Raw genomic sequence first — 19,942 nt, forward strand, 5'->3', positions numbered from 1 at the left:
TATAGGAAGTCATGGAATTACAATTTTTAGGGACGGGTGCCGGGCAGCCCTCCAAGGCCCGTAACGTGTCGAGTCTGGTTCTGAAGTTACTCGATGAAATCAATGAGGTCTGGATGTTTGACTGTGGAGAAGGTACCCAACGTCAGATTTTAGAAACAACAATCAAACCTCGTAAAGTTAAAAAAATCTTTATCACACATATGCATGGAGACCATATCTTTGGCCTACCTGGTTTCTTGGCTAGCCGTTCTTTCCAATCGAGTGAAGAACAAACAGATTTAGAGGTTTATGGTCCAGTCGGCATTAAACAATATGTTATGACTAGTCTTCGTACCTCTGGAACACGCCTCCCTTACCATGTGCATTTTAAGGAAATTGATGAGCATAAGCTTGGCTTGGTTATGGAAAATGACAAGTTCGCTGTTTATGCAGATAAGTTGGATCATACCATTTTTTGTATTGGTTACCGTGTGGTTCAAAAGGATCTTGAAGGAACCTTGGATGCTGAGGCCCTTAAAGCAGCAGGTGTACCATTTGGTCCGCTTTTTGGTCAAATTAAGAATGGGCAAGATGTGGTCCTTGAAGATGGAACAAAAATCATTGCCAAGGACTTTATTTCCGCACCTAAGAAAGGTAAGGTTATCACTATCTTAGGTGACACTCGTAAGACGAATGCCAGTGTTCGTCTTGGCTTGGGAGCAGATGTCTTGGTGCACGAGTCTACTTATGGTAAAGGTGACGAAAAAATTGCCAAGAGCCATGGGCATTCAACCAACATGCAAGCAGCACAGGTCGCTAAAGATGCGTCAGCTAAACGTCTTCTTCTAAATCACGTATCAGCACGTTTCTTAGGGCGTGATATCGGTAAGATGGCAGCAGATGCTAAAACAATTTTCGAAAACACCCACATCGTTCGTGACCTAGAAGAGGTAGAGATTTAATGGCTAAACAACGTATTATCGCTATTACTGGTGCTTCAGGAGGGCTTGCACAAGAAATTGTCAAGCAGCTCTCACCCAGTGATGGCATTATCCTCTTAGGAAGAGACAAGGATAAACTTGAGAAATGTTATCGCCATGTTGAAAATAAAACTTGCCTTGCCATTGACCTTAGAGACGACAGTGCCATTAAAGAAATGGTCGATTATCTCTATCAACGATTTGGACGTATTGATGCCTTTATCAATAATGCTGGTTTCGGTGAATTCAAGTCTTATGATCATTACACTAGCCAAGAAGTACGTGATATGTTTGATATCAATACTTTTGCAACGATGACCTTTTCACGTCTGATGGCTGAGAAAATGGTGGAGCAAGGCCATGGCCATATCATCAACATCGCCAGTATGGCGGGGAAAATTGCGACAGCCAACTCAAGTGTCTATGCAGCGACAAAGTTTGCGGTAATTGGCTTCTCAGATGCCCTGCGTCTGGAGCTAGCTGATAAAGGAGTCTATGTGACTACAGTCAATCCTGGTCCAATTGAGACAAGCTTCTTTGATCAAGCTGATCCCTCTGGAGCCTATCTTGAAAGTGTTAAGAAGTTTGTCCTTAGTCCTAAATACGTGGCTAAAAAGATTGTCCGTATTCTGGGTAAAAACAAACGTGAAGTCAATCTACCACGACTCTTATCAGTTGCCCACAAAGGATATACGCTATTTCCACGCATCTCGGACAAACTAGCTACCAATGTGTTTAACTACAAATAGGAGGATACTAGATGGCCGCAAATATCCAAGCGTATTTAGAGAATCTCAAGCAACCCTGGGGTCAAATCTATTATGATATTCTTTTTGACCAATTACAGGATATCAAGGGTAAGCGAGTTCTTGATTTTGGCAGTGGCTTTGGCCTTGTGGCCAACCACTTGGCTCAAGAAAATCAAGTTCTAGCTATAGAACCCAATGAAGAAATGGTAGCCTTGCGGACCCAGGATTACCCATATCAGCAACTAGTCGGGAGTCTGGATCAGTTAGAAAGCTTTGAGGATGCTAGCTTTGATGTCATTCTCTGCCACAATGTCTTAGAGTATGTAGAGAATCGCAAGGCTGTTCTCAAGGCATTCATCCGCCTCTTGAAACCAGGAGGCCTGCTCTCTATCGTCAAGCACAATGAAGTCGGCCGAGTCCTACAGACCGTCGTCTTTGAAAATGATACTCAGAAGGCCCTCGATTTACTAGCAGGCCAAGATCTGGAAACCCACTCCATGGGTTTGGCTCAAGCCTATGATCTAGATGCAGTAATAGAAAATCTAGCTCTTGAAAATAAAGACTACCAAGGAATCCGTGTCTTTTATGCCTTGCAGGATAATCGCTTCAAAGACCAAGAGGGATGGCGAGAGTCTATGCTCAAGATGGAGCTGGCGGTCTGCCAAGAGTCCCCTTATCGGGATATCGCCTTCTTCCAGCACTATAGATTAAAAAGGAGTTAAGATGTTAGAGTACAAACAAGAGATTCCAGAGATGACAGACCTACTCGCACTGTACAGTTCAGTCGGTTGGACCAATTATACCAACAACCCAGCTATGCTAGAAGAAGCTGTCAAAGCCAGTCTCTGGCAGTTGGCAGTCTATGATGAGGAAGAGTTAGTAGCCTACATTCGCTTGGTAGGAGATGGCCACTCTGTCATTTTTGTACAGGACCTCTTGGTGCGACCAGATCACCAACGCCAAGGCATCGGAACGAAACTCTTAGAAGAGGCTTTAGGGACTTTCCCCAATGTCTATCAAAAGCTCCTTGCAACTGATCGTAGCGAGAAAAATCTAGCCTTTTACCAATCTCTGGGCTTTGTCGAACTTTCAGAGCAAGCTTGTACAGGGATGATTTATAAATATTGATGTAAAGGATTTCCAAATAGGGAATCTTTTTCTTGCTTTTCCTTATGTTGCTTGAAAGTGATAGTAGAATTGAGTTATATAAAAGGAAGAGAAGAAAGGAATATCTGAGAAAACATAAGTCAAATAAGGAGCAATACTCAGTCTTTTATTTTGTCTAGAAAAGCAGGGCTTGATTGGAAATGTACCGCAAGTCTAAGCAACTTACGATGTTTTCCATTCTCTTTTTAGGAAACTTAGGCTTCTATCCACTATGATAAATTTATTCATGATATAATAGATAGACTAGATGACAGGGAGAAAATATAAAAACATGATTACATCAACGTATGATTGGAAAATAAACACAAAAGAGCCAGATGCTGGCTTTTTTAAACTTGCCAAAGAACATGGGCTGGCAGAAACAGCAGCCAAGATTGCCTATGAACGTGGCGTGACGACAGAAGAAGCCCTTGAAGACTTTCTTAAGGCTGATCTATCACATCTTCATGACCCTTATCTTCTTCATGATATGGACAAGGCAGTGGCTAGGATTCGTCAGGCCATTGAAAATTACGAGCAAATCTTAGTCTATGGAGACTATGATGCGGATGGGATGACATCAGCATCGATTGTCAAGGAAGCCCTTGAAATGATGGGCGCTGAGGCTCGAGTCTATTTGCCTAACCGTTTTACAGATGGTTATGGCCCAAACGAAAGTGTCTACAAGTATTTCATTGAGCAGGAAGGCATTTCACTCATTGTTACAGTGGATAATGGAGTAGCGGGTAATGAAGCTATTGCTTATGCGCAAGAGCAAGGTGTGGACGTTATCGTTACAGACCACCATAGTATGCCGGCACAGCTTCCAGATGCCTATGCCATTGTCCATCCAGAGCATCCAGATGCTGATTATCCATTTAAGTATTTGGCAGGTTGTGGTGTAGCTTTCAAATTGGCAACTGCCCTCCTTGAAACTATTCCTACAGAGATGTTGGACTTGGTAGCCATTGGTACCATTGCTGATATGGTTAGCCTAACGGATGAAAATCGTATTATGGTAAAGGTCGGGCTGGAAATTCTCAAGACTACTGAGCGTATTGGGCTTCAAGAATTGCTCCGCATTTCAGATGTGGACCCAACAACAATTTCCGAAGAAACGGTAGGTTTCAAACTGGCTCCTCAACTCAATGCCTTGGGACGCTTAGATGATCCAAATCCAGCCATTGAACTACTGACCGGGTTTGACGATGAGGAAGCTCAAGCCATTGCTCTGGAAATCAATGCTAAAAATGAAGAACGTAAGGAAGTTGTTCAAAAAATCTTTGACGAAGCTATGACCATGGTAGACTTGGACAAACCAGTTCAAGTTTTAGCCAAGGAAGGTTGGCATCCTGGCGTTCTAGGTATTGTGGCTGGGCGCATCATGGAGCAAATCAGCCAGACAGTAGTGGTTTTGAATATTGAAGATGGCTTGGCAAAGGGTTCAGCCCGTAGTTTGGAATCTATCAATATCTTCCATGCCCTTGATGACCACCGAGACATCTTTACTGCTTTTGGAGGACATGCTGGAGCGGCTGGGATGACCCTTCCGGAGGAAAATCTTGGTCAACTCTCAGATATTTTGTGCAATTATGTCTATGACAATGACATCGATACAAGCACTAAAAATACACTTAATTTAGACGAGGAGCTTCAACTCAGCGAGCTTAGCTTGGATACCATTAAGAGCCTTGAAAAACTAGCACCTTTTGGTATGGATAATAAAAAGCCAGTCTTTTGGCTACATGATATTACCGTTACTCAAGCTAGGACAATGGGACAAAATGGAGTCCATCTTAAGTTTAAGGTGAAGCAAGGCAAGGATAGCTTTGACGTTGTCGCTTTTAATAAAGGTAATCTGCTTCAAGAATTTCAACAAGCTCAAGGTTTGGAATTGGCAGTGACCTTGTCTGTTAATGTTTGGAATGGACAGACAACGCTACAGCTCATGCTAGAAGATGCGCGTGTGGATGGTGTTCAATTATTTGATTTTCGATCAAAAAACATGTCACTGCCTGAAGGTCTACCATCGGTAGAAGAAGCAGCAGACACAGAGCCTGCGGTTGTCCTCAACACCCTACCTGAATCAGCGACAGAATTAAAAGAGTGGTTTGAAGGTAAAGATTTTCAGGCTATCTATTTTAAAAATAGCATTAAGGAAGCCTATTATCTGACAGGTTATGGAACAAGAGAGCAATTTGCAAGGCTCTATAAAACCATTTACCAATTCCCAGAATTCGATGTCCGCTATAAACTGGATGAACTCAGTCATTACCTTAAAATCGACAAGATTCTCCTGATTAAGATGATTCAAATCTTTGATGAATTGGATTTTGTGACTATTGATAATGGTGTTATGACAGTCAATAAAGAAGCTGAAAAACGTGTGATTGAGGACAGTCAGATTTTCCAAGATCTGAAACGACTCGTTAAGTTCCAAGAACTTATGGCTTTGGGAACACCACAGGAAATTTATGACTGGCTTTATAAGTAGGGGAGTCTGAATCCAAAGGATTCGTCTCGAAATGAGGGTTAGCATTTTCTAAATCTGAAGATTCATGCTATAATGGTATGTAAATATTTTTTTGGCGAAAAGCCTATAGGAAGAACAAATGAAATTAGAAGATTATATTGCATCTATTGAAAACTACCCTAAAGAAGGGGTTACTTTCCGTGATATTAGTCCTTTGATGGCTGATGGAAATGCTTATAGCTATGCTATCCGTGAAATCGTTCAGTATGCGACTGATAAGAAGATTGACATGATTGTTGGTCCTGAAGCGCGTGGTTTCATCGTTGGTTGTCCAGTTGCTTTTGAACTTGGTATTGGCTTTGCTCCAGTTCGTAAACCTGGTAAATTGCCACGTGAAGTGATTTCAGCAGATTACGAAAAAGAGTATGGTGTCGATACACTTTGTATGCATGCTGATGCAATCAAACCAGGTCAACGTGTACTTATCGTTGATGACCTTTTGGCAACTGGTGGTACCGTTAAAGCTACAATTGAAATGATTGAGCGCCTAGGTGGAGTCGTTGCTGGCTGTGCCTTCTTGATTGAGCTTGATGGTCTTAATGGACGTAAAGCTATTGAAGGTTACGATACTAAAGTATTGATGAACTTCCCAGGATAAATCTATCTATGAATTAACAAAAGGCCTTAGGGCCTTTTTAACTCTTTTAAAACAAAGGTGGCCTCTAAATATAGTTTAAAGCTATAGCTAACTAGAGAAAATATATATTTGATAACAATACCTCCCCGGTTTATAATATGAAGATAGAATAAATAAGGATGGAGATATTGTTATGCCTATAAAACTTGATAATAAGTTACCAGCTCTTGATGTATTGCGTTCGGAAAATGTCTTCATCATGGATGAGAACAGAGCTAGTAGCCAGGATATTCGACCAATGGAGGTCTTAATCCTAAATCTTATGCCAACTAAAGAAGTGACAGAAACTCAGTTACTACGTCTTTTGGCTAATACGCCACTTCAAATTAACGTCGAGTTTCTTTATATGGCTAGTCATAAGTCAAAAAATACACATGCCGAACATATGGAAACTTTCTATAAGACTTTTGATGAAATTAAGCATAAGTATTATGATGGTCTCATTGTAACAGGTGCACCTGTTGAGCAAATGCCATTTGAGGAAGTGGATTATTGGCAAGAATTAACACAAGTTTTTGATTGGTCTAAAAAGCATGTTTATTCAACCCTTCATCTGTGTTGGGGAGCTCAAGCAGGTCTTTATTATAAGCATGGAGTCGACAAGGTTCCATTGTCAGAGAAATTATCTGGAATCTATAAACAAACTGTTGACATGCCTGAAAACTTCCTTATGAATGGCTTTGATGATAGCTTTGTGTCACCACACTCACGCTATACTGAGGTTACGCTCGAGGATATTAAAGACAAGACGGATTTAGACATTGTTGTGTCAGGACCAGAGGTTGGTTTATCCATTTTAGCAAGTAAGAATCTTCGTGAAGTATATAGTTTCGGTCATTTTGAATATGACCGTGATACTCTGGCAAGAGAATACCGAAGAGATTTGGATGCAGGGATTAATCCAGACGTACCAGCAAACTATTTTCCAGAGGATGATCCAAGTCAGGAGCCTAAACTTCGTTGGAATCTTGCGGCATCTGCTTTCTTTAGCAATTGGATTAACTATGCGGTATATCAAGAAACACCTTATCGTTTAGAAGAGTTGGAAGACGATTTTTCATTCTACGGTTATTTGTAGTAGACATTCTCAAAAGACTTATGTGAGCGCATAAAGACTTTTGGGGTGTCTAGCTACTCTGAAAGGTAAATATGAGTTTTTTTGAACAGTATCGATCAGGCAATCTGGTCCTTCCTAATGCTTTATTTTTCCACTTTAAGGATATTTTCCCATCTGCGGATGACTTTCTCGTTTGGCAGTTTCTCTATCTACAGACGACAACTCAGATTGGAGAAGTAGCTTCTAGTCAAATAGCGCAAGCAACTGGAAAGACACCAACTGAGGTTAATAAAAGTATTACGACATTGACTGAGGCTGGACTCCTTGACTTCACGACTATTAAGGTTAATAATGAAATTGAGATGGTTGTAGATGCTTCACCTGCCTTGGCAGTTTTGGATAAGTTAGTGAGCAATGAAAAGACAACGACCGGGCCTGTCGTTGGTCAGCCAACAAATACACAGCTCATCAAGCAATTAACAGATGAGTTAGAACAAGCTTTGGGAATCTTGAATCCTATGGTTATCGAAGATTTAAACAAGGAAATCCAAGAAGAACATACTGATCCTGAACTTATCCGTGAGGCTTTGAAAGAAGCAGTATTTAACCGCAAGACAAATTGGAATTACATCAAAGGGGTTTTGCGTAACTGGAAATTGAGTGGTATTACGACGAAAATTCAAGTTGAAGAGCGTCGTTTGGAGCATCAAGGTAAGAAGCACCATCACCAAGTTTCGGATGACTTCAAAACAGGTATGGATGCAGCCCGTCAATTATGGGGTGGCCAATAATGTTAGGAAGAAAACGTGTTAATGAGGCTCTAGCTCTCATGGGGGAGATGTTTCCCAATGCTCATGGAGAGCTGGAGTGGGAAACTCCTTTCCAACTATTAGTTGCTGTTATTTTATCGGCCCAGACAACTGATAAGGCTGTTAATAAGATTACACCAGGCTTGTGGGCGCGTTATCCAGAAATTGAGGATTTGGCTTCGGCTAATCTTGATGACGTTGAGATGTGTTTGCGAACGATTGGTCTATACAAAAATAAAGCAAAGAACATCATCAAGACTGCTAGAGCTGTTTTAATGAATTTTGATGGACAGGTTCCGAAAACGCGTAAGGAATTGGAAAGTCTACCTGGTGTGGGACGAAAAACGGCTAATGTGGTTTTAGCTGAGGTTTATGGCATTCCTTCGATTGCAGTAGATACGCACGTCTCACGTGTTTCCAAAAGGCTAAATATCGCCCCAGAGGATGCTAGTGTAGAGGAAATCGAAGCAGAATTGATGAAGAAAATCCCAAAGAAGGATTGGATTATCAGCCATCACCGTATGATTTTCTTTGGACGTTATCATTGCTTAGCTAAGAATCCGAAATGCCAGACCTGTCCTCTTCAAAGTTATTGTAAGTATTATAAAGAAACAACTAAGAAATAAGCTGAAGAATGTGATTTTCTTCGGCTTTTTACAACTGTAAGAATTTGTTACAAACTAGTAACTTGACAAAAGTCTCAGGCTTTAAGAAAATAGAAGAAACGATTTAGAAGCAGGAGCGATTTAGTGAATGGCTGAATTCAGTAATGAAGAGTATCTGAGAGCCTTAGCTGATAATGGTGATAGAGAAGCAGCCAAAGAATATGAGCAAGCTTTGGATAATCGTATTTTTCAGTTGCAGATTTCATTGGCTCAAACGAGTGATCCACAGGGTCGTAGGGAAGTGCAAAAGCTCTTGGAACAAGAGGAAAAGAAAAAAAGGGACTACTTTCAAGAAAAAGAGGAAAAAGCTGTGAGCGAATTTAGACGTCGTAAAAATGAAACTACAAAGGGAAGAAAAGTTTCGAGTTTTGACAAACTCAAAGATCCTAAAATCATTAGATGGGTAATTGGAGTTGTTGCAGTACTTGCAGTGGTTATTCCTGTTGTTACCTTGATGTGGTATAGTAATAACCAAAAAGAGAGTGAAACAAATCCATGGAAAAATGGTCAGTTGGCAAAAAGTAAGGAAGCAGCTGCAGCATCATCTGATAATCAATCCTCTCAAGTTGATACCTCATCTTTGTCTGATCAACAGTTAGAAGACTGGGTTGTTTCTACCTATGCTAAAGAACAAGGTTCAACTGGAGAAAATTATAAAAATCTAGGTTGGAATGTTTATTCATGGACGGATGATGATGATAACCTAGTTTATGCTCAACTTTATGATGCCTATGGTAATGATGTTCTTCTTTTCCGTGTAGATAAGAAGGGACAACTTGAAGCCTATGGTGGTATTGACGGTTCAAGTGATTCTTGGGACGTCGTTTCAAAAAAATATACAACCGATTAATGAAACCATATAAAACATCTGATAATGGTGGTTGAGACTGTCTTTTGACAGTCTTTTTTGGTATAATTTTAAGTAATCGTGTATACAATTAAAAAGCCGACTGAGAAGATTTGGGGATGATAGTTCTGCAGAACTTTTTTAATGTCTTCAGGTTTTCAAGGATAGCTTAAATAAAGGAGAGTTGTCGTGTCAGACTATTTATCGGTCACATCCTTAACCAAATATTTGAAAATGAAATTTGACCGTGATCCTTATCTAGAGAGGGTATATTTGACGGGACAGGTTTCCAATTTTCGTCGCCGCCCGAGTCACCAATATTTTTCGCTTAAGGATGAAGGAGCTGTTATTCAGACGACGATTTGGGCTGGAGTTTTCAAAAAACTTGGTTTTGAACTCGAAGAAGGTATGAAGATCAATGTCGTAGGTCGTGTCCAGATTTATGAGCCTAGTGGCTCTTATTCCATTATTATCGAGAAGGCTGAGCCGGATGGTATTGGAGCTTTGGCTATCCAGTTTGAACAGCTTCGTAAAAAATTGACTGCAGAAGGCTACTTTGATGATCGTCATAAGCAAGCGCTGCCTAATTTTGTCAAAAAAATCGGGGTTGTCACAAGTCCTAGTGGTGCGGTTATTCGAGATATTATTACGACCGTTAGTCGTCGTTTTCCAGGGGTAGAAATCTTACTTTTCCCTACCAAGGTTCAAGGTGAAGGAGCTGCACAGGAAATTGCTGAAAATATTCAAAAAGCCAATCAAAGGGATGACTTAGATTTACTTATCGTTGGTCGTGGTGGAGGTTCTATTGAAGATCTCTGGGCTTTTAACGAGGAAATTGTTGTTCAGTCCATTTTTGAGAGTCGTCTACCTGTGATTTCAAGTGTTGGTCACGAAACAGATACGACTTTGGCTGACTTTGTTGCAGATCGTAGGGCTGCTACACCTACAGCAGCGGCAGAACTTGCTACTCCAGTATCAAAGGCCGATACCTTGGTTTGGATTCGTGAAAGACAAAATAGAGCCTATCAAGCCTGTTTGAGACGTATACAGTACAATCAAGAACGTTTAGCTAAACTGTCACAATCTGTTGTCTTTAGGCAACCTGAGCGCCTTTACGATGGTTATTTACAAAAGTTGGATCGACTAACAACAAGGCTTGAAACCTTCGTGAGTCAAGATTTCGAGCGAAAGCAAAAAAAAGCGGAACTTTTGAAACAACGGTTACAAGGCTTAAATCTTCTGAGTAGTGTTCAGAACTATCAAGACCGTCGAGAGTCTTTGCAACGTTTATTGGTGACCACAACCAAGAACACCATTAATGGTAACCGTGTGAGATTAGAAAAGGCACAGGATGCTTTATTGTCTCTAGATACTAGCCGTATTGTTGCAAGGGGTTATGCCATTGTCAAAAAAAATGATAAACCTTTAACCAGTACCAAGAATATTACCGAAGGTGATCAATTAACCGTCCAAATGAGAGATGGAGAACTAGAAGTAGAGGTGAAAAATGTCAACTAAAAAAACATTTGAGGAAAATTTACAGGACTTAGAAGCCATTGTCACTAAGCTCGAAACAGGAGATGTTGCTCTTGAGGATGCTATTGCTGAGTTCCAAAAAGGAATGGCCTTGTCTAAAGATTTGCAGAAGACCTTGGAAGATGCTGAAAAGACACTAGTTAAGGTCATGCAAGCAGATGGTACAGAAACGGAAATGGATGCCTAATGAGCAAGCTAAATAAAATTGATGCGGCTATCCGTGATTACTACCAAAAAAAGAATCTTCCTGTATCAAGTGATTTAATCACTGCCATCCTTTATTCAGTTGATAGTGGAGGCAAGCGTATTCGTCCACTGATTTTCTTAGATTTACTTGAAGGATTTGGTTTAGAGCTTACTCCTAGTCATTTCGATGTTGCTGCAAGTCTTGAAATGATTCATACTGGAAGTTTGATTCACGATGATCTGCCGGCCATGGATGATGATGATTACCGTCGAGGACGTTTAACCAACCATAAGAAATTCGATGAAGCAACGGCAATCTTGGCTGGAGATTCTCTCTTTTTGGATCCCTTTGACCTTCTGGCTCAAACAGAGCTATCAGCAGAAATTCGAGTTCAATTGATTCAAGCATTGTCTCATTCCTCAGGAACCTTCGGTATGGTAGGTGGCCAGATGTTGGATATGAAGGGTGAAGGTCAGGAACTTGATTTGTCGCAACTGGCTGAGATTCATGAGCATAAGACTGGGAAGCTTTTAACCTTTCCTTTTGTGGCGGCTGGTATTGTTGCTCAAAAAGATCAAGAGGTTTTGGAAAATCTCCAAGAAGCTGGTCGTTTGATCGGCCTTGCCTTTCAAGTCCGTGATGATATTTTGGATGTGACTGCTGATTTCGAAGAACTTGGAAAGACACCTGGAAAAGATGTAGTAGCGGGGAAATCAACCTATCCGGCTCTTCTTGGTCTGGAAAAATCACATGCTATCCTCGAGGAATCACTCAATAAAGCGGAGGCTATTTTCCAAAATCTAGCTGAGAATCAAGGTTTCAAGAAAGATAGTATTATAGAAATCATAGAAAGGTTACGACTCCATGCCTAAGGAAAGAGTAGACGTCTTGGCTTATAAACAAAGCCTTTTTGAAACACGAGAACAAGCAAAACGTGGCGTAATGGCAGGTTTAGTTGTTAATGTTATCAATGGTGAGCGTTACGATAAACCTGGTGAAAAAATCGACGACGGTACAGAGTTGAAGCTTAAAGGTGAGAAGCTTAAGTATGTGAGTCGTGGAGGACTCAAACTTGAAAAAGCTTTGGAAGTTTTCAATCTGTCAGTTGAAGGTATGACGACCATTGATATCGGAGCCTCAACAGGTGGGTTTACTGATGTTATGCTTCAAAATGGGGCTAAACTGGTTTATGCTGTTGATGTCGGTACCAATCAGTTGGTTTGGAAATTGCGTCAAGATGAGCGTGTTCGTTCCATGGAGCAATATAATTTCCGTTATGCTGAACCTGTTGATTTTACAGAAGGACTACCGTCTTTTGCATCGATCGATGTCAGCTTCATCTCTCTTAATCTGATTCTACCGCCGTTGGCTAAGATATTGGTTGATGAGGGGCAAGTTGTTGCTCTTGTGAAACCACAATTTGAGGCAGGCCGTGAACAAATTGGGAAAAACGGGATTGTCCGTGAGAGCAGTGTCCATGAAAAAGTGTTAGAAACAGTGACAGCTTTTGCGGTTGACTATGGCTTTTCAGTTAAAGAACTGAACTTTTCACCTATCCAAGGTGGTCATGGTAACATTGAGTTTCTCGCACACTTGGAGAAGACAAATTCTCCTCAAAATGATGCTCAAACCTCTATTAAGGAAGTTGTAGCACAAGCACATAAGGAGTTTAAAAAGAATGAAGAAGAATGATCGTTTGGAGTTAATCCGAAAGATTGTCCAAGAAAATAAAATTACGACCCAGGGAGAATTGGTAAAATTACTTCAAAATGAGGGATTAAAGGCTACTCAAGCGACTGTATCGCGTGATATCAATGAAATTGGTATTACCAAGGTGCCAACTGAAGACGGTTCTTACATCTATGGGCTCTCAACTGTTCCTAGACGAGTAGGTGGAACATCTGTTGCGCCCCGTCGCTTGTTGCGTGTTGATCGTCAACATGCCTTTATGAATATCGTTGTTCAACCTGGGACAAGCCGCCTCATCAAGAAGATTCTTTTGGATGAGTACAAGCATTTGATTTTTAGTGTCATTGCTGACGATGATACCCTCTTTTTAGTGGCTCAGTCAGAGTTAGCAGCTATCGAACTACAGGGGCAAATCATTAAGTGGGTTGAAGAATAGGAGGGCCTATGCTTCTCGAAATTACGATAAAGAATTTCGCAATTATTGAAGAGATTTCTCTAAACTTTGAGAATGGTATGACCGTCCTTACTGGTGAAACAGGTGCTGGTAAGTCCATTATTATAGATGCCATGAATCTTATGTTGGGCGCACGTGCCTCAAGCGAAGTCGTCCGTCATTCAGCATCTAAGGCTGAAATTCAGGGCTTCTTTTCAATCGAACAAAATCCTGCCTTGGTTAGTATCTTGGAAGATAATGGGATTCCTGTCGAGGATGAATTGATTATCCGTCGTGAAATCTTCCAAAATGGTAGAAGTGTTAGTCGCATCAATGGACAGATGGTCAATTTAACGACGCTTAAAGCTGTTGGGCACTTCTTGGTAGATATCCATGGACAGCATGACCAGGAAGAACTTATGAAACCTGCTCTGCATATTACCATGCTTGATGCCTTTGGGGATAAGGAATTTTTCCAAACAAAGAAAGAATACCAAGAGTATTTTGACCGCTATCGTGAGTTAAGAAAAGCTGTTCTTGAAAAGCAGAAAAATGAGCAGGAGCATAAGGCTCGAATTGAAATGCTAGCTTTTCAGATTGCAGAAATTGAAGCAGTCTCTCTAAAATCAGGAGAAGATTTGGCATTGATGAAGGAGCGAGATAAGCTTCTTAACCATAAGCAGATTGCTGATACCTTAACTAATACCTATGTCATGCTGGATAATGAAGATTTTTCAAGCCTTTCAAATGTCCGTTCTGCTATGAACGACCTCCAGTCTCTTGAAGAGTATGACTCTGATTACAAAGAACTCTCTGGAAATCTATCAGAAGCCTATTATGTTCTTGAAGATGTCACTAAGCAACTTGGTGACCTTTTGGATAATTTGGACTTTGATGCTGGGCGTTTGCAAGAGATTGAACACCGCTTAGATACGATTAATGCAATTACTCGTAAATATGGTGGAACTGTTGATGACGTCTTGGATTATCTGGAAAATTCAAGTAAAGAGTACAATCTTCTGACTGGCAATTCCAGTTCGTCAGATGCCATGGAACAAGAGCTTAAGCAACTTGAAAAAGATCTGCTAGCGTCTGCAGAGACACTACAAACGGCACGCCATCAAATAGCTAAGGCTCTTGAAGCTGAAATTAAGAACGAGTTATGCGACCTTTACATGGATAAGGCTGATTTTAAAGTTACCTTTACTAAAGGGAAATTTAACCGTGATGGCAATGAGCAGGTTGAGTTTTACATCTCAACCAATCCAGGTGAAGGCTTTAAACCGCTTGTTAAGGTTGCTTCAGGAGGAGAATTATCTCGACTCATGTTAGCGATTAAGTCAGCCTTTGCCCGCAAAGAAGACAAAACAAGTATTGTCTTTGATGAGGTTGATACTGGCGTTTCAGGTCGTGTTGCCCAAGCCATCGCTCAGAAAATTCATAAGATTGGGAGTCATGGTCAGGTCTTGGCCATCAGTCACCTTCCACAAGTTATTGCCATTGCTGATTATCAGTTCTTTATTTCTAAGGAAAGCGATAATGAGACGACTGTCTCTCGTGTTCGTCTCTTGACACCTGAGGAAAGGGTGCAAGAAATTGCTAAGATGTTAGCAGGAGATAATGTGACAGAGGCTGCCTTGAGCCAAGCAAGAGCCTTGTTAAAGGTGGATGACTCTCTTTAGAAAAAGACTTGGGAAAAGTTTTCCAGTCATGCTATAATAGAATAAAAATTTGTGTTAAGCGAGAAAAATATGAGTAAAATCAGAATTGTAACCGATTCGTCAATTACGATTGAACCAGAATTGGTTGAAAAATATAATATCACTGTTGTTCCATTGTCGGTTATGGTGGACGGTGTCATCTATTCAGATAGTGATCTTCGAGAAGAAGGCCGTTTCTTGGATATGATGAAGCATAGTAAAGAGTTACCAAAGACTAGCCAACCACCAGTAGGTTTGTTTGCTGAGACATATGAAAAGCTTGTCAAAGAAGGTGCGGAACAGATTGTGGCTATCCACATCATGCATACACTCTCTGGAACATGTGAAGCCTCACGTCAAGGAGCTAGCCTGTCAGGAGCAGATGTAACCGTTATCGATTCAGGCTTTACAGATCAGTGTCTCAAGTTTCAGGTTGTTGAAGCAGCTAAACTAGCTGAAGCAGGAGCAAGTCTTGATGAGATTGTAGCACATGTGGAAGAAGTAAAAAGTAAATCTGAACTTCATATCGGTGTGTCTACCCTTGAGAATCTTGTCAAAGGTGGCCGTATCGGACGTGTAACAGGTCTATTATCTTCATTGCTCAATATCCGTGTCATTATGGAGTTGAAAGACTATCAGTTAAATACCATTGCGAAGGGTCGTGGTGCTAAGACATTCACGAAATGGTTGGATTCTTATATTGATAGTATCAAGGATCGCAAAGTGGCAGAGATTGGTATTTCTTATGCAGGGACACCTGATTTTGCACATGAAATGGCTGAAAAACTTGAGGTTTTGGGTGCTCCAATTTCAATCCTTGAGACTGGTTCCATCATTCAAACGCACACTGGTGAAGGCGCCTTTGCCGTAACGGTTCGTTATGAATAAGTGGAAAGAATCAGAATTAGTTAGAAGCCTTGTAGGCTTCTTCTTGCTTTTTCTCTTATTTGTCGGCTTCTTCATTTTTGTAGTTCCTAGTGCGCATCAGTCATCAAAAATTGCAGAAAAGATAAAATCTATTAAAAATGAAAAGGTCACCTATGTTGCTATCGGTGATTCCCTTACGCAAGGTGTAGGTGATAGTAGTAATCAAGGGGGCTTTGTTCCTGTTTTGTCTCAGGCCTTAGAGTCAGATTTTGACTGGCAAGTGACCTCTCGCAACTATGGTATCGCAGGGAATACGAGCAATCAAATTCTCAAGAGAATGCAAGAAAAGAAGGATATTCAAAGAGATCTCAAGAAGGCTAAAGTGATGACTCTTACAGTTGGAGGTAATGATGTAATCCATGTCATTAAGGACAATATCACTAATCTTAATGTAGACACCTTCACTAAGCCAGCTCAGGCCTATCAAAAGAGATTAGGACAGATTATTGAGCTTGCTCGTAAGAATAATAAAACATTGCCAATTTATATTGTTGGTATTTACAATCCTTTTTATCTTAATTTTCCAGAGATGACAGAAATGCAAACTATCGTGGATAATTGGAACCAATCTACTGAAGAAGTGTGCAAGAAGTACGATAATGTCTATTTTGTTCCTGTAAATGATTTGCTTTATAAGGGAATTGACGGTAAGGGCGGTGTTACAAGCTCTGATGATTCGTCTCAGTCTAGTAAATCTTCTCAAGATAGCCTGAATGATGCTCTTTTTGAGGATGATCATTTTCATCCAAATAATACAGGTTATCAAATTATGTCAGATGCCATTTTGAAACGTATTAACCAAACAAAGAAGGAGTGGTCAGGTGAGTAAGATATGGAAGTGGTTATTTTTAGGACTCTTGGCCTTAAATCTAGCCTTAGTTAGTGTTGTGGCCTATAGAATCATGACTCCAGTGGAGACGACGAGTTCTGTATCCCTACCTAAGGGAGCAACTAAAATTGGTAAGTATAGTATGACTAGGGAGGAGCTTGACGCTGCTCTTACAGGCTTTGCCCAAGATTATTCGACCGATAAGATGCTTTTCAAGGTCAAGGTTACCAATTCTAAAATTGTTTTCGAAAGTAGCTATAAGGTTTTAGGTCATCCTGTTCCTCTTTATGTCTACTTTACGCCGGTTGTTAGTGAATCAGGAGCAATTGTACTTCATGTTTCTGAGCTTTCAGCTGGAACCTTGAAACTGCCTGTTTCGGATGTCCTTAAGATGATTAAACGTTCAACCAACCTTCCTGATTACATCGCCATCGATAGTAAGAAGGGAAAGGTTACCCTAAATATTCAGTCTATGAAGAATGAGAAGGGGATAACAGCACGTGCTCAAAGCCTTGATTTGGTTAATGACCGTATCGAATTTGACATCTATAAGACAATAAATTAAAAAGCCTTTACTTTTTGCAAAAAAGCGATTAAATTAGCGTTTATTACTTGACCTCATAGGCCTTTTAGGATAAGATAATACTTGTTCAAGCGCTAAAAAAACTATTCGCTTAGAAATAAATTGGAGGATTGTTACAATGGCTAACAAACAAGATTTGATCGCTAAAGTTGCAGAAGCAACTGAGCTTACTAAAAAAGATTCAGCAGCAGCTGTAGATGCAGTTTTCGCTTCTATCGAAGAATTCCTTGCTGCAGGTGAAAAAGTACAATTGATCGGTTTCGGTAACTTTGAAGTACGCGAACGCGCTGCTCGTCAAGGTCGTAACCCACAAACTGGTGAAGCTATCTCAATCGCAGCTTCTAAAGTTCCTGCATTTAAAGCTGGTAAAGCTCTTAAAGACGCAGTTAAATAATGTAAAAACCCCTAAGTTTTTAGGGGTTTTGATTTATACGAAATAAGTTAAGGAAATCTATGAAAACCATAACAGTGGTATTGATTTTTCTTTTGGTTTTTACTGTTATTAAACTATCAGGTATTGTTGCTATTAGCAAACTGATGAAGCCAAGTGAAAAACAAATCGAAGAAGCTCGTCAGAAACGTCTTCAAGCTGAGAAAGAGGGCAAGGATCCTTTTGAAGACTGGGATGAACGTGACGATGATGGTCTTGTCTAATAAGAGAATCCTCATCAAATAATAAAAAAGTTTGGAAGACCTTCCAAACTTTTTTTGTAGACTAGTCAATGTAGTGAAGTTTTCCTCGGAAGTCTTCAAGAGTTTCGTAACCTTTTTCTTCCATGATTTCTTTAAGTTCTTTAGTAATACGGTCAAAAACAGCGACACCTTCTTTTTGAAGGGCAGTACCCACTTGTACCATACTTGCACCACAGAGGATGTGTTCAAAGGCATCACGACCAGATTTGACACCACCAGTACCAATAATTTGGATTTCAGGTTTCAGACGTTGGTAGAAAGCGTGAACGTTTGCTAAGGCAGTAGGTTTGATGTAGTCACCCCCGATACCACCAAAACCATTCTTGGGTTTGATGACAACAGATTCATCTTCAATGTAAAGCCCATTACCAATTGAGTTCACACAGTTAACAAAGACAAGTGGGAATTGGTTGAACACTGCAGCAGCTTGGTCAAAGTGCACAATATCAAAATATGGTGGTAATTTCACACCAAGAGGTTTCGTAAAGTAAGAGAAGACCTCAGTTAGGATCTCGGTTGTTGTTTCAAAATCGTAAGCAATTTGAGGTTTACCTGGAACGTTAGGACATGAAAGGTTGAGTTCTACAAGCCCCTCGTAGTCACTTTCTTGAACTTTTTTAAGAATAGTATGCGTTTCCTCAGGTGAGAGACCAACAAGTGAAAGAAAATGATTTTTTGTATTGGGTTGCTTTTGCAATTCAATGACATAGTCAAGGTAGTATTCAAAACCGTTATTTGGCAAGCCCATTGAGTTGATTGACCCAAGAGGGACATTAACATAACGTGGTTCAGGATTACCAGGGCGGGCTTCAAGTGTCCCTGTTTTTGTGACGAATGAACCTGCAGCTGAAGCCTCGACCTCTGCCAATTCTCCCTTAGTCATACAATGAACACCCGCAGCATTCATAAGACAGTTAGAAAATGTAAACTGACCAACTTTTGTAGCAGTAGAAACCATAAGATCCTCCTTTAAAGATAACAATGTAAAATGTTACTAATTCATCTCATTTTAGCATGAATGAAGGCCTAAAACAAGGAAATAATGGATATGCAAAAGCATCTAAAGTGAATTTCTAATACCTTCGCTTTTGAGACTGACAGGATGTAATAGAATTTTACAGAATTTTTTGGATTATGCTAGCTTTTTCAAGGTTTTTTGGGTAGAATAGAGGGAGTAAATGGGTTTAACCCAAAATAAAAAGGAGACATAACTAATGGTAAAATTGGTTTTCGCTCGCCACGGTGAGTCTGAATGGAACAAAGCTAACCTTTTCACAGGTTGGGCTGACGTAGATCTTTCTGAAAAAGGTACTCAACAAGCTATCGACGCTGGTAAATTGATCAAAGAAGCTGGTATCGAATTTGATCAAGCATACACTTCAGTATTGAAACGTGCGATCAAAACAACTAACTTGGCTCTTGAAGCATCTGACCAACTTTGGGTTCCAGTTGAAAAATCATGGCGCTTGAACGAACGTCACTACGGTGGTTTGACTGGTAAAAACAAAGCAGAAGCTGCTGAACAATTTGGTGATGAGCAAGTTCACATTTGGCGTCGTTCATACGATGTATTGCCTCCAGCAATGGATCGTGATGATGAGCACTCAGCACACACTGACCGTCGTTACGCTTCACTTGACGATTCAGTAATTCCAGATGCTGAAAACTTGAAAGTTACTTTGGAACGTGCCCTTCCATTTTGGGAAGATAAAATCGCTCCAGCTCTTAAAGATGGTAAAAACGTATTCGTAGGTGCACACGGTAACTCAATCCGTGCCCTTGTTAAACACATCAAACAATTGTCAGACGACGAAATCATGGATGTTGAAATTCCAAACTTCCCACCATTGGTATTCGAATTTGACGAAAAATTGAACGTTGTTAACGAATACTACCTCGGAAAATAAGCTGAGATAAGTAGTTATCATTAACAATTAAAAAGTTGACTTCGGTCAGCTTTTTT

The 19,942-nt window shown here is 40.4% G+C and carries 23 protein-coding genes; 22 read left to right on the top strand and 1 reads right to left on the bottom strand.

Annotated elements, in window-relative coordinates:
• The first annotated feature begins 11 nt into the window (after positions 1 to 11).
• The 21 genes from rnz (at position 12) to ADH51_RS04065 (ending at position 17,940) form a co-directional block, all read left to right on the top strand.
• Complete coding sequence (gene rnz, locus ADH51_RS03965) at positions 12 to 941, top strand: ribonuclease Z (protein ID WP_002884122.1); 930 nt, start codon at positions 12 to 14, stop codon at positions 939 to 941.
• Positions 941 to 1,708 carry an SDR family NAD(P)-dependent oxidoreductase gene (locus ADH51_RS03970; protein ID WP_014634311.1) on the top strand — a complete coding sequence of 256 codons (768 nt, stop codon included), beginning with the start codon at positions 941 to 943 and terminating at the stop codon, positions 1,706 to 1,708. The genes rnz and ADH51_RS03970 overlap by 1 nt, the downstream gene beginning before the upstream one ends.
• Positions 1,709 to 1,719: 11 nt before the next feature.
• Positions 1,720 to 2,430 (top strand): class I SAM-dependent methyltransferase, encoded by a 711-nt coding sequence (locus ADH51_RS03975; RefSeq protein ID WP_014634312.1) that lies wholly within the window; start codon positions 1,720 to 1,722, stop codon positions 2,428 to 2,430.
• Position 2,431: 1 nt separating this feature from the next.
• Positions 2,432 to 2,836, top strand: coding sequence for a GNAT family N-acetyltransferase (locus ADH51_RS03980; RefSeq protein WP_014634313.1), 405 nt, complete (start codon positions 2,432 to 2,434; stop codon positions 2,834 to 2,836).
• 310 nt (positions 2,837 to 3,146) lie between these two features.
• On the top strand, positions 3,147 to 5,348 hold the full coding sequence (gene recJ, locus ADH51_RS03985; RefSeq protein WP_048674572.1) for a single-stranded-DNA-specific exonuclease RecJ: 2,202 nt from the start codon (positions 3,147 to 3,149) through the stop codon (positions 5,346 to 5,348).
• 118 nt (positions 5,349 to 5,466) lie between these two features.
• Positions 5,467 to 5,985: an adenine phosphoribosyltransferase gene (locus ADH51_RS03990; protein WP_002890753.1), complete on the top strand. Its 519-nt coding sequence runs from the start codon at positions 5,467 to 5,469 to the stop codon at positions 5,983 to 5,985.
• A 172-nt stretch (positions 5,986 to 6,157) separates the two neighbouring features.
• Entirely contained in the window at positions 6,158 to 7,102 is a 945-nt protein-coding gene (metA, locus tag ADH51_RS03995; protein WP_013990730.1) for a homoserine O-acetyltransferase MetA, read from the top strand.
• Positions 7,103 to 7,173: 71 nt separating this feature from the next.
• On the top strand, positions 7,174 to 7,872 hold the full coding sequence (locus tag ADH51_RS04000) for a DnaD domain-containing protein (RefSeq protein WP_004182658.1): 699 nt from the start codon (positions 7,174 to 7,176) through the stop codon (positions 7,870 to 7,872).
• Positions 7,872 to 8,516 (top strand): endonuclease III, encoded by a 645-nt coding sequence (nth, locus tag ADH51_RS04005; RefSeq protein WP_013990728.1) that lies wholly within the window; start codon positions 7,872 to 7,874, stop codon positions 8,514 to 8,516. The genes ADH51_RS04000 and nth overlap by 1 nt, the downstream gene beginning before the upstream one ends.
• A gap of 127 nt (positions 8,517 to 8,643) precedes the next feature.
• Positions 8,644 to 9,405 carry a hypothetical protein gene (locus ADH51_RS04010; RefSeq protein ID WP_048674575.1) on the top strand — a complete coding sequence of 254 codons (762 nt, stop codon included), beginning with the start codon at positions 8,644 to 8,646 and terminating at the stop codon, positions 9,403 to 9,405.
• 186 nt (positions 9,406 to 9,591) lie between these two features.
• A complete protein-coding gene (xseA, locus tag ADH51_RS04015; RefSeq protein WP_048674578.1) occupies positions 9,592 to 10,920 on the top strand; it encodes an exodeoxyribonuclease VII large subunit in 1,329 nt (442 codons plus the stop codon).
• Positions 10,910 to 11,125, top strand: a complete 216-nt coding sequence (locus tag ADH51_RS04020) for an exodeoxyribonuclease VII small subunit (protein WP_002884058.1) — start codon at positions 10,910 to 10,912, stop codon at positions 11,123 to 11,125. The genes xseA and ADH51_RS04020 overlap by 11 nt, the downstream gene beginning before the upstream one ends.
• Positions 11,125 to 11,997, top strand: coding sequence for a polyprenyl synthetase family protein (locus ADH51_RS04025; RefSeq protein WP_048674581.1), 873 nt, complete (start codon positions 11,125 to 11,127; stop codon positions 11,995 to 11,997). The genes ADH51_RS04020 and ADH51_RS04025 overlap by 1 nt, the downstream gene beginning before the upstream one ends.
• The gene (locus tag ADH51_RS04030; protein ID WP_048674584.1) at positions 11,990 to 12,817 is read left to right on the top strand and encodes a TlyA family RNA methyltransferase; all 828 of its coding nucleotides are present in this window, start codon (positions 11,990 to 11,992) and stop codon (positions 12,815 to 12,817) included. Before ADH51_RS04025 ends, ADH51_RS04030 begins: the two co-directional genes overlap by 8 nt.
• Positions 12,804 to 13,250 carry an arginine repressor gene (locus ADH51_RS04035; RefSeq protein ID WP_048674586.1) on the top strand — a complete coding sequence of 149 codons (447 nt, stop codon included), beginning with the start codon at positions 12,804 to 12,806 and terminating at the stop codon, positions 13,248 to 13,250. The genes ADH51_RS04030 and ADH51_RS04035 overlap by 14 nt, the downstream gene beginning before the upstream one ends.
• An 8-nt stretch (positions 13,251 to 13,258) precedes the next feature.
• A complete protein-coding gene (recN, locus tag ADH51_RS04040; RefSeq protein ID WP_048674589.1) occupies positions 13,259 to 14,929 on the top strand; it encodes a DNA repair protein RecN in 1,671 nt (556 codons plus the stop codon).
• A gap of 69 nt (positions 14,930 to 14,998) precedes the next feature.
• The gene (locus ADH51_RS04045; RefSeq protein ID WP_048674592.1) at positions 14,999 to 15,835 is read left to right on the top strand and encodes a DegV family protein; all 837 of its coding nucleotides are present in this window, start codon (positions 14,999 to 15,001) and stop codon (positions 15,833 to 15,835) included.
• Positions 15,828 to 16,703: an SGNH/GDSL hydrolase family protein gene (locus ADH51_RS04050; RefSeq protein ID WP_048674595.1), complete on the top strand. Its 876-nt coding sequence runs from the start codon at positions 15,828 to 15,830 to the stop codon at positions 16,701 to 16,703. The genes ADH51_RS04045 and ADH51_RS04050 overlap by 8 nt, the downstream gene beginning before the upstream one ends.
• On the top strand, positions 16,696 to 17,268 hold the full coding sequence (locus ADH51_RS04055) for a YpmS family protein (RefSeq protein WP_048674598.1): 573 nt from the start codon (positions 16,696 to 16,698) through the stop codon (positions 17,266 to 17,268). Before ADH51_RS04050 ends, ADH51_RS04055 begins: the two co-directional genes overlap by 8 nt.
• A gap of 136 nt (positions 17,269 to 17,404) precedes the next feature.
• Positions 17,405 to 17,680 carry an HU family DNA-binding protein gene (locus ADH51_RS04060; protein ID WP_002884048.1) on the top strand — a complete coding sequence of 92 codons (276 nt, stop codon included), beginning with the start codon at positions 17,405 to 17,407 and terminating at the stop codon, positions 17,678 to 17,680.
• Positions 17,681 to 17,739: 59 nt separating this feature from the next.
• Entirely contained in the window at positions 17,740 to 17,940 is a 201-nt protein-coding gene (locus ADH51_RS04065; protein WP_002883994.1) for a hypothetical protein, read from the top strand.
• Between the two features lie 61 nt (positions 17,941 to 18,001).
• Here the strand turns inward: ADH51_RS04065 and ADH51_RS04070 are convergent, their stop codons facing one another.
• Positions 18,002 to 18,937 carry a dihydroorotate oxidase gene (locus ADH51_RS04070; RefSeq protein WP_048674600.1) on the bottom strand — a complete coding sequence of 312 codons (936 nt, stop codon included), beginning with the start codon at positions 18,935 to 18,937 and terminating at the stop codon, positions 18,002 to 18,004.
• A gap of 256 nt (positions 18,938 to 19,193) precedes the next feature.
• Between ADH51_RS04070 and ADH51_RS04075 the strand changes: the two genes are divergently transcribed.
• A complete protein-coding gene (locus ADH51_RS04075; protein ID WP_002884137.1) occupies positions 19,194 to 19,886 on the top strand; it encodes a phosphoglycerate mutase in 693 nt (230 codons plus the stop codon).
• Positions 19,887 to 19,942 lie beyond the last annotated feature (56 nt).

The organism is Streptococcus sp. 449_SSPC, assembly GCF_001073005.1.
GTDB lineage: Bacteria > Bacillota > Bacilli > Lactobacillales > Streptococcaceae > Streptococcus > Streptococcus salivarius_F.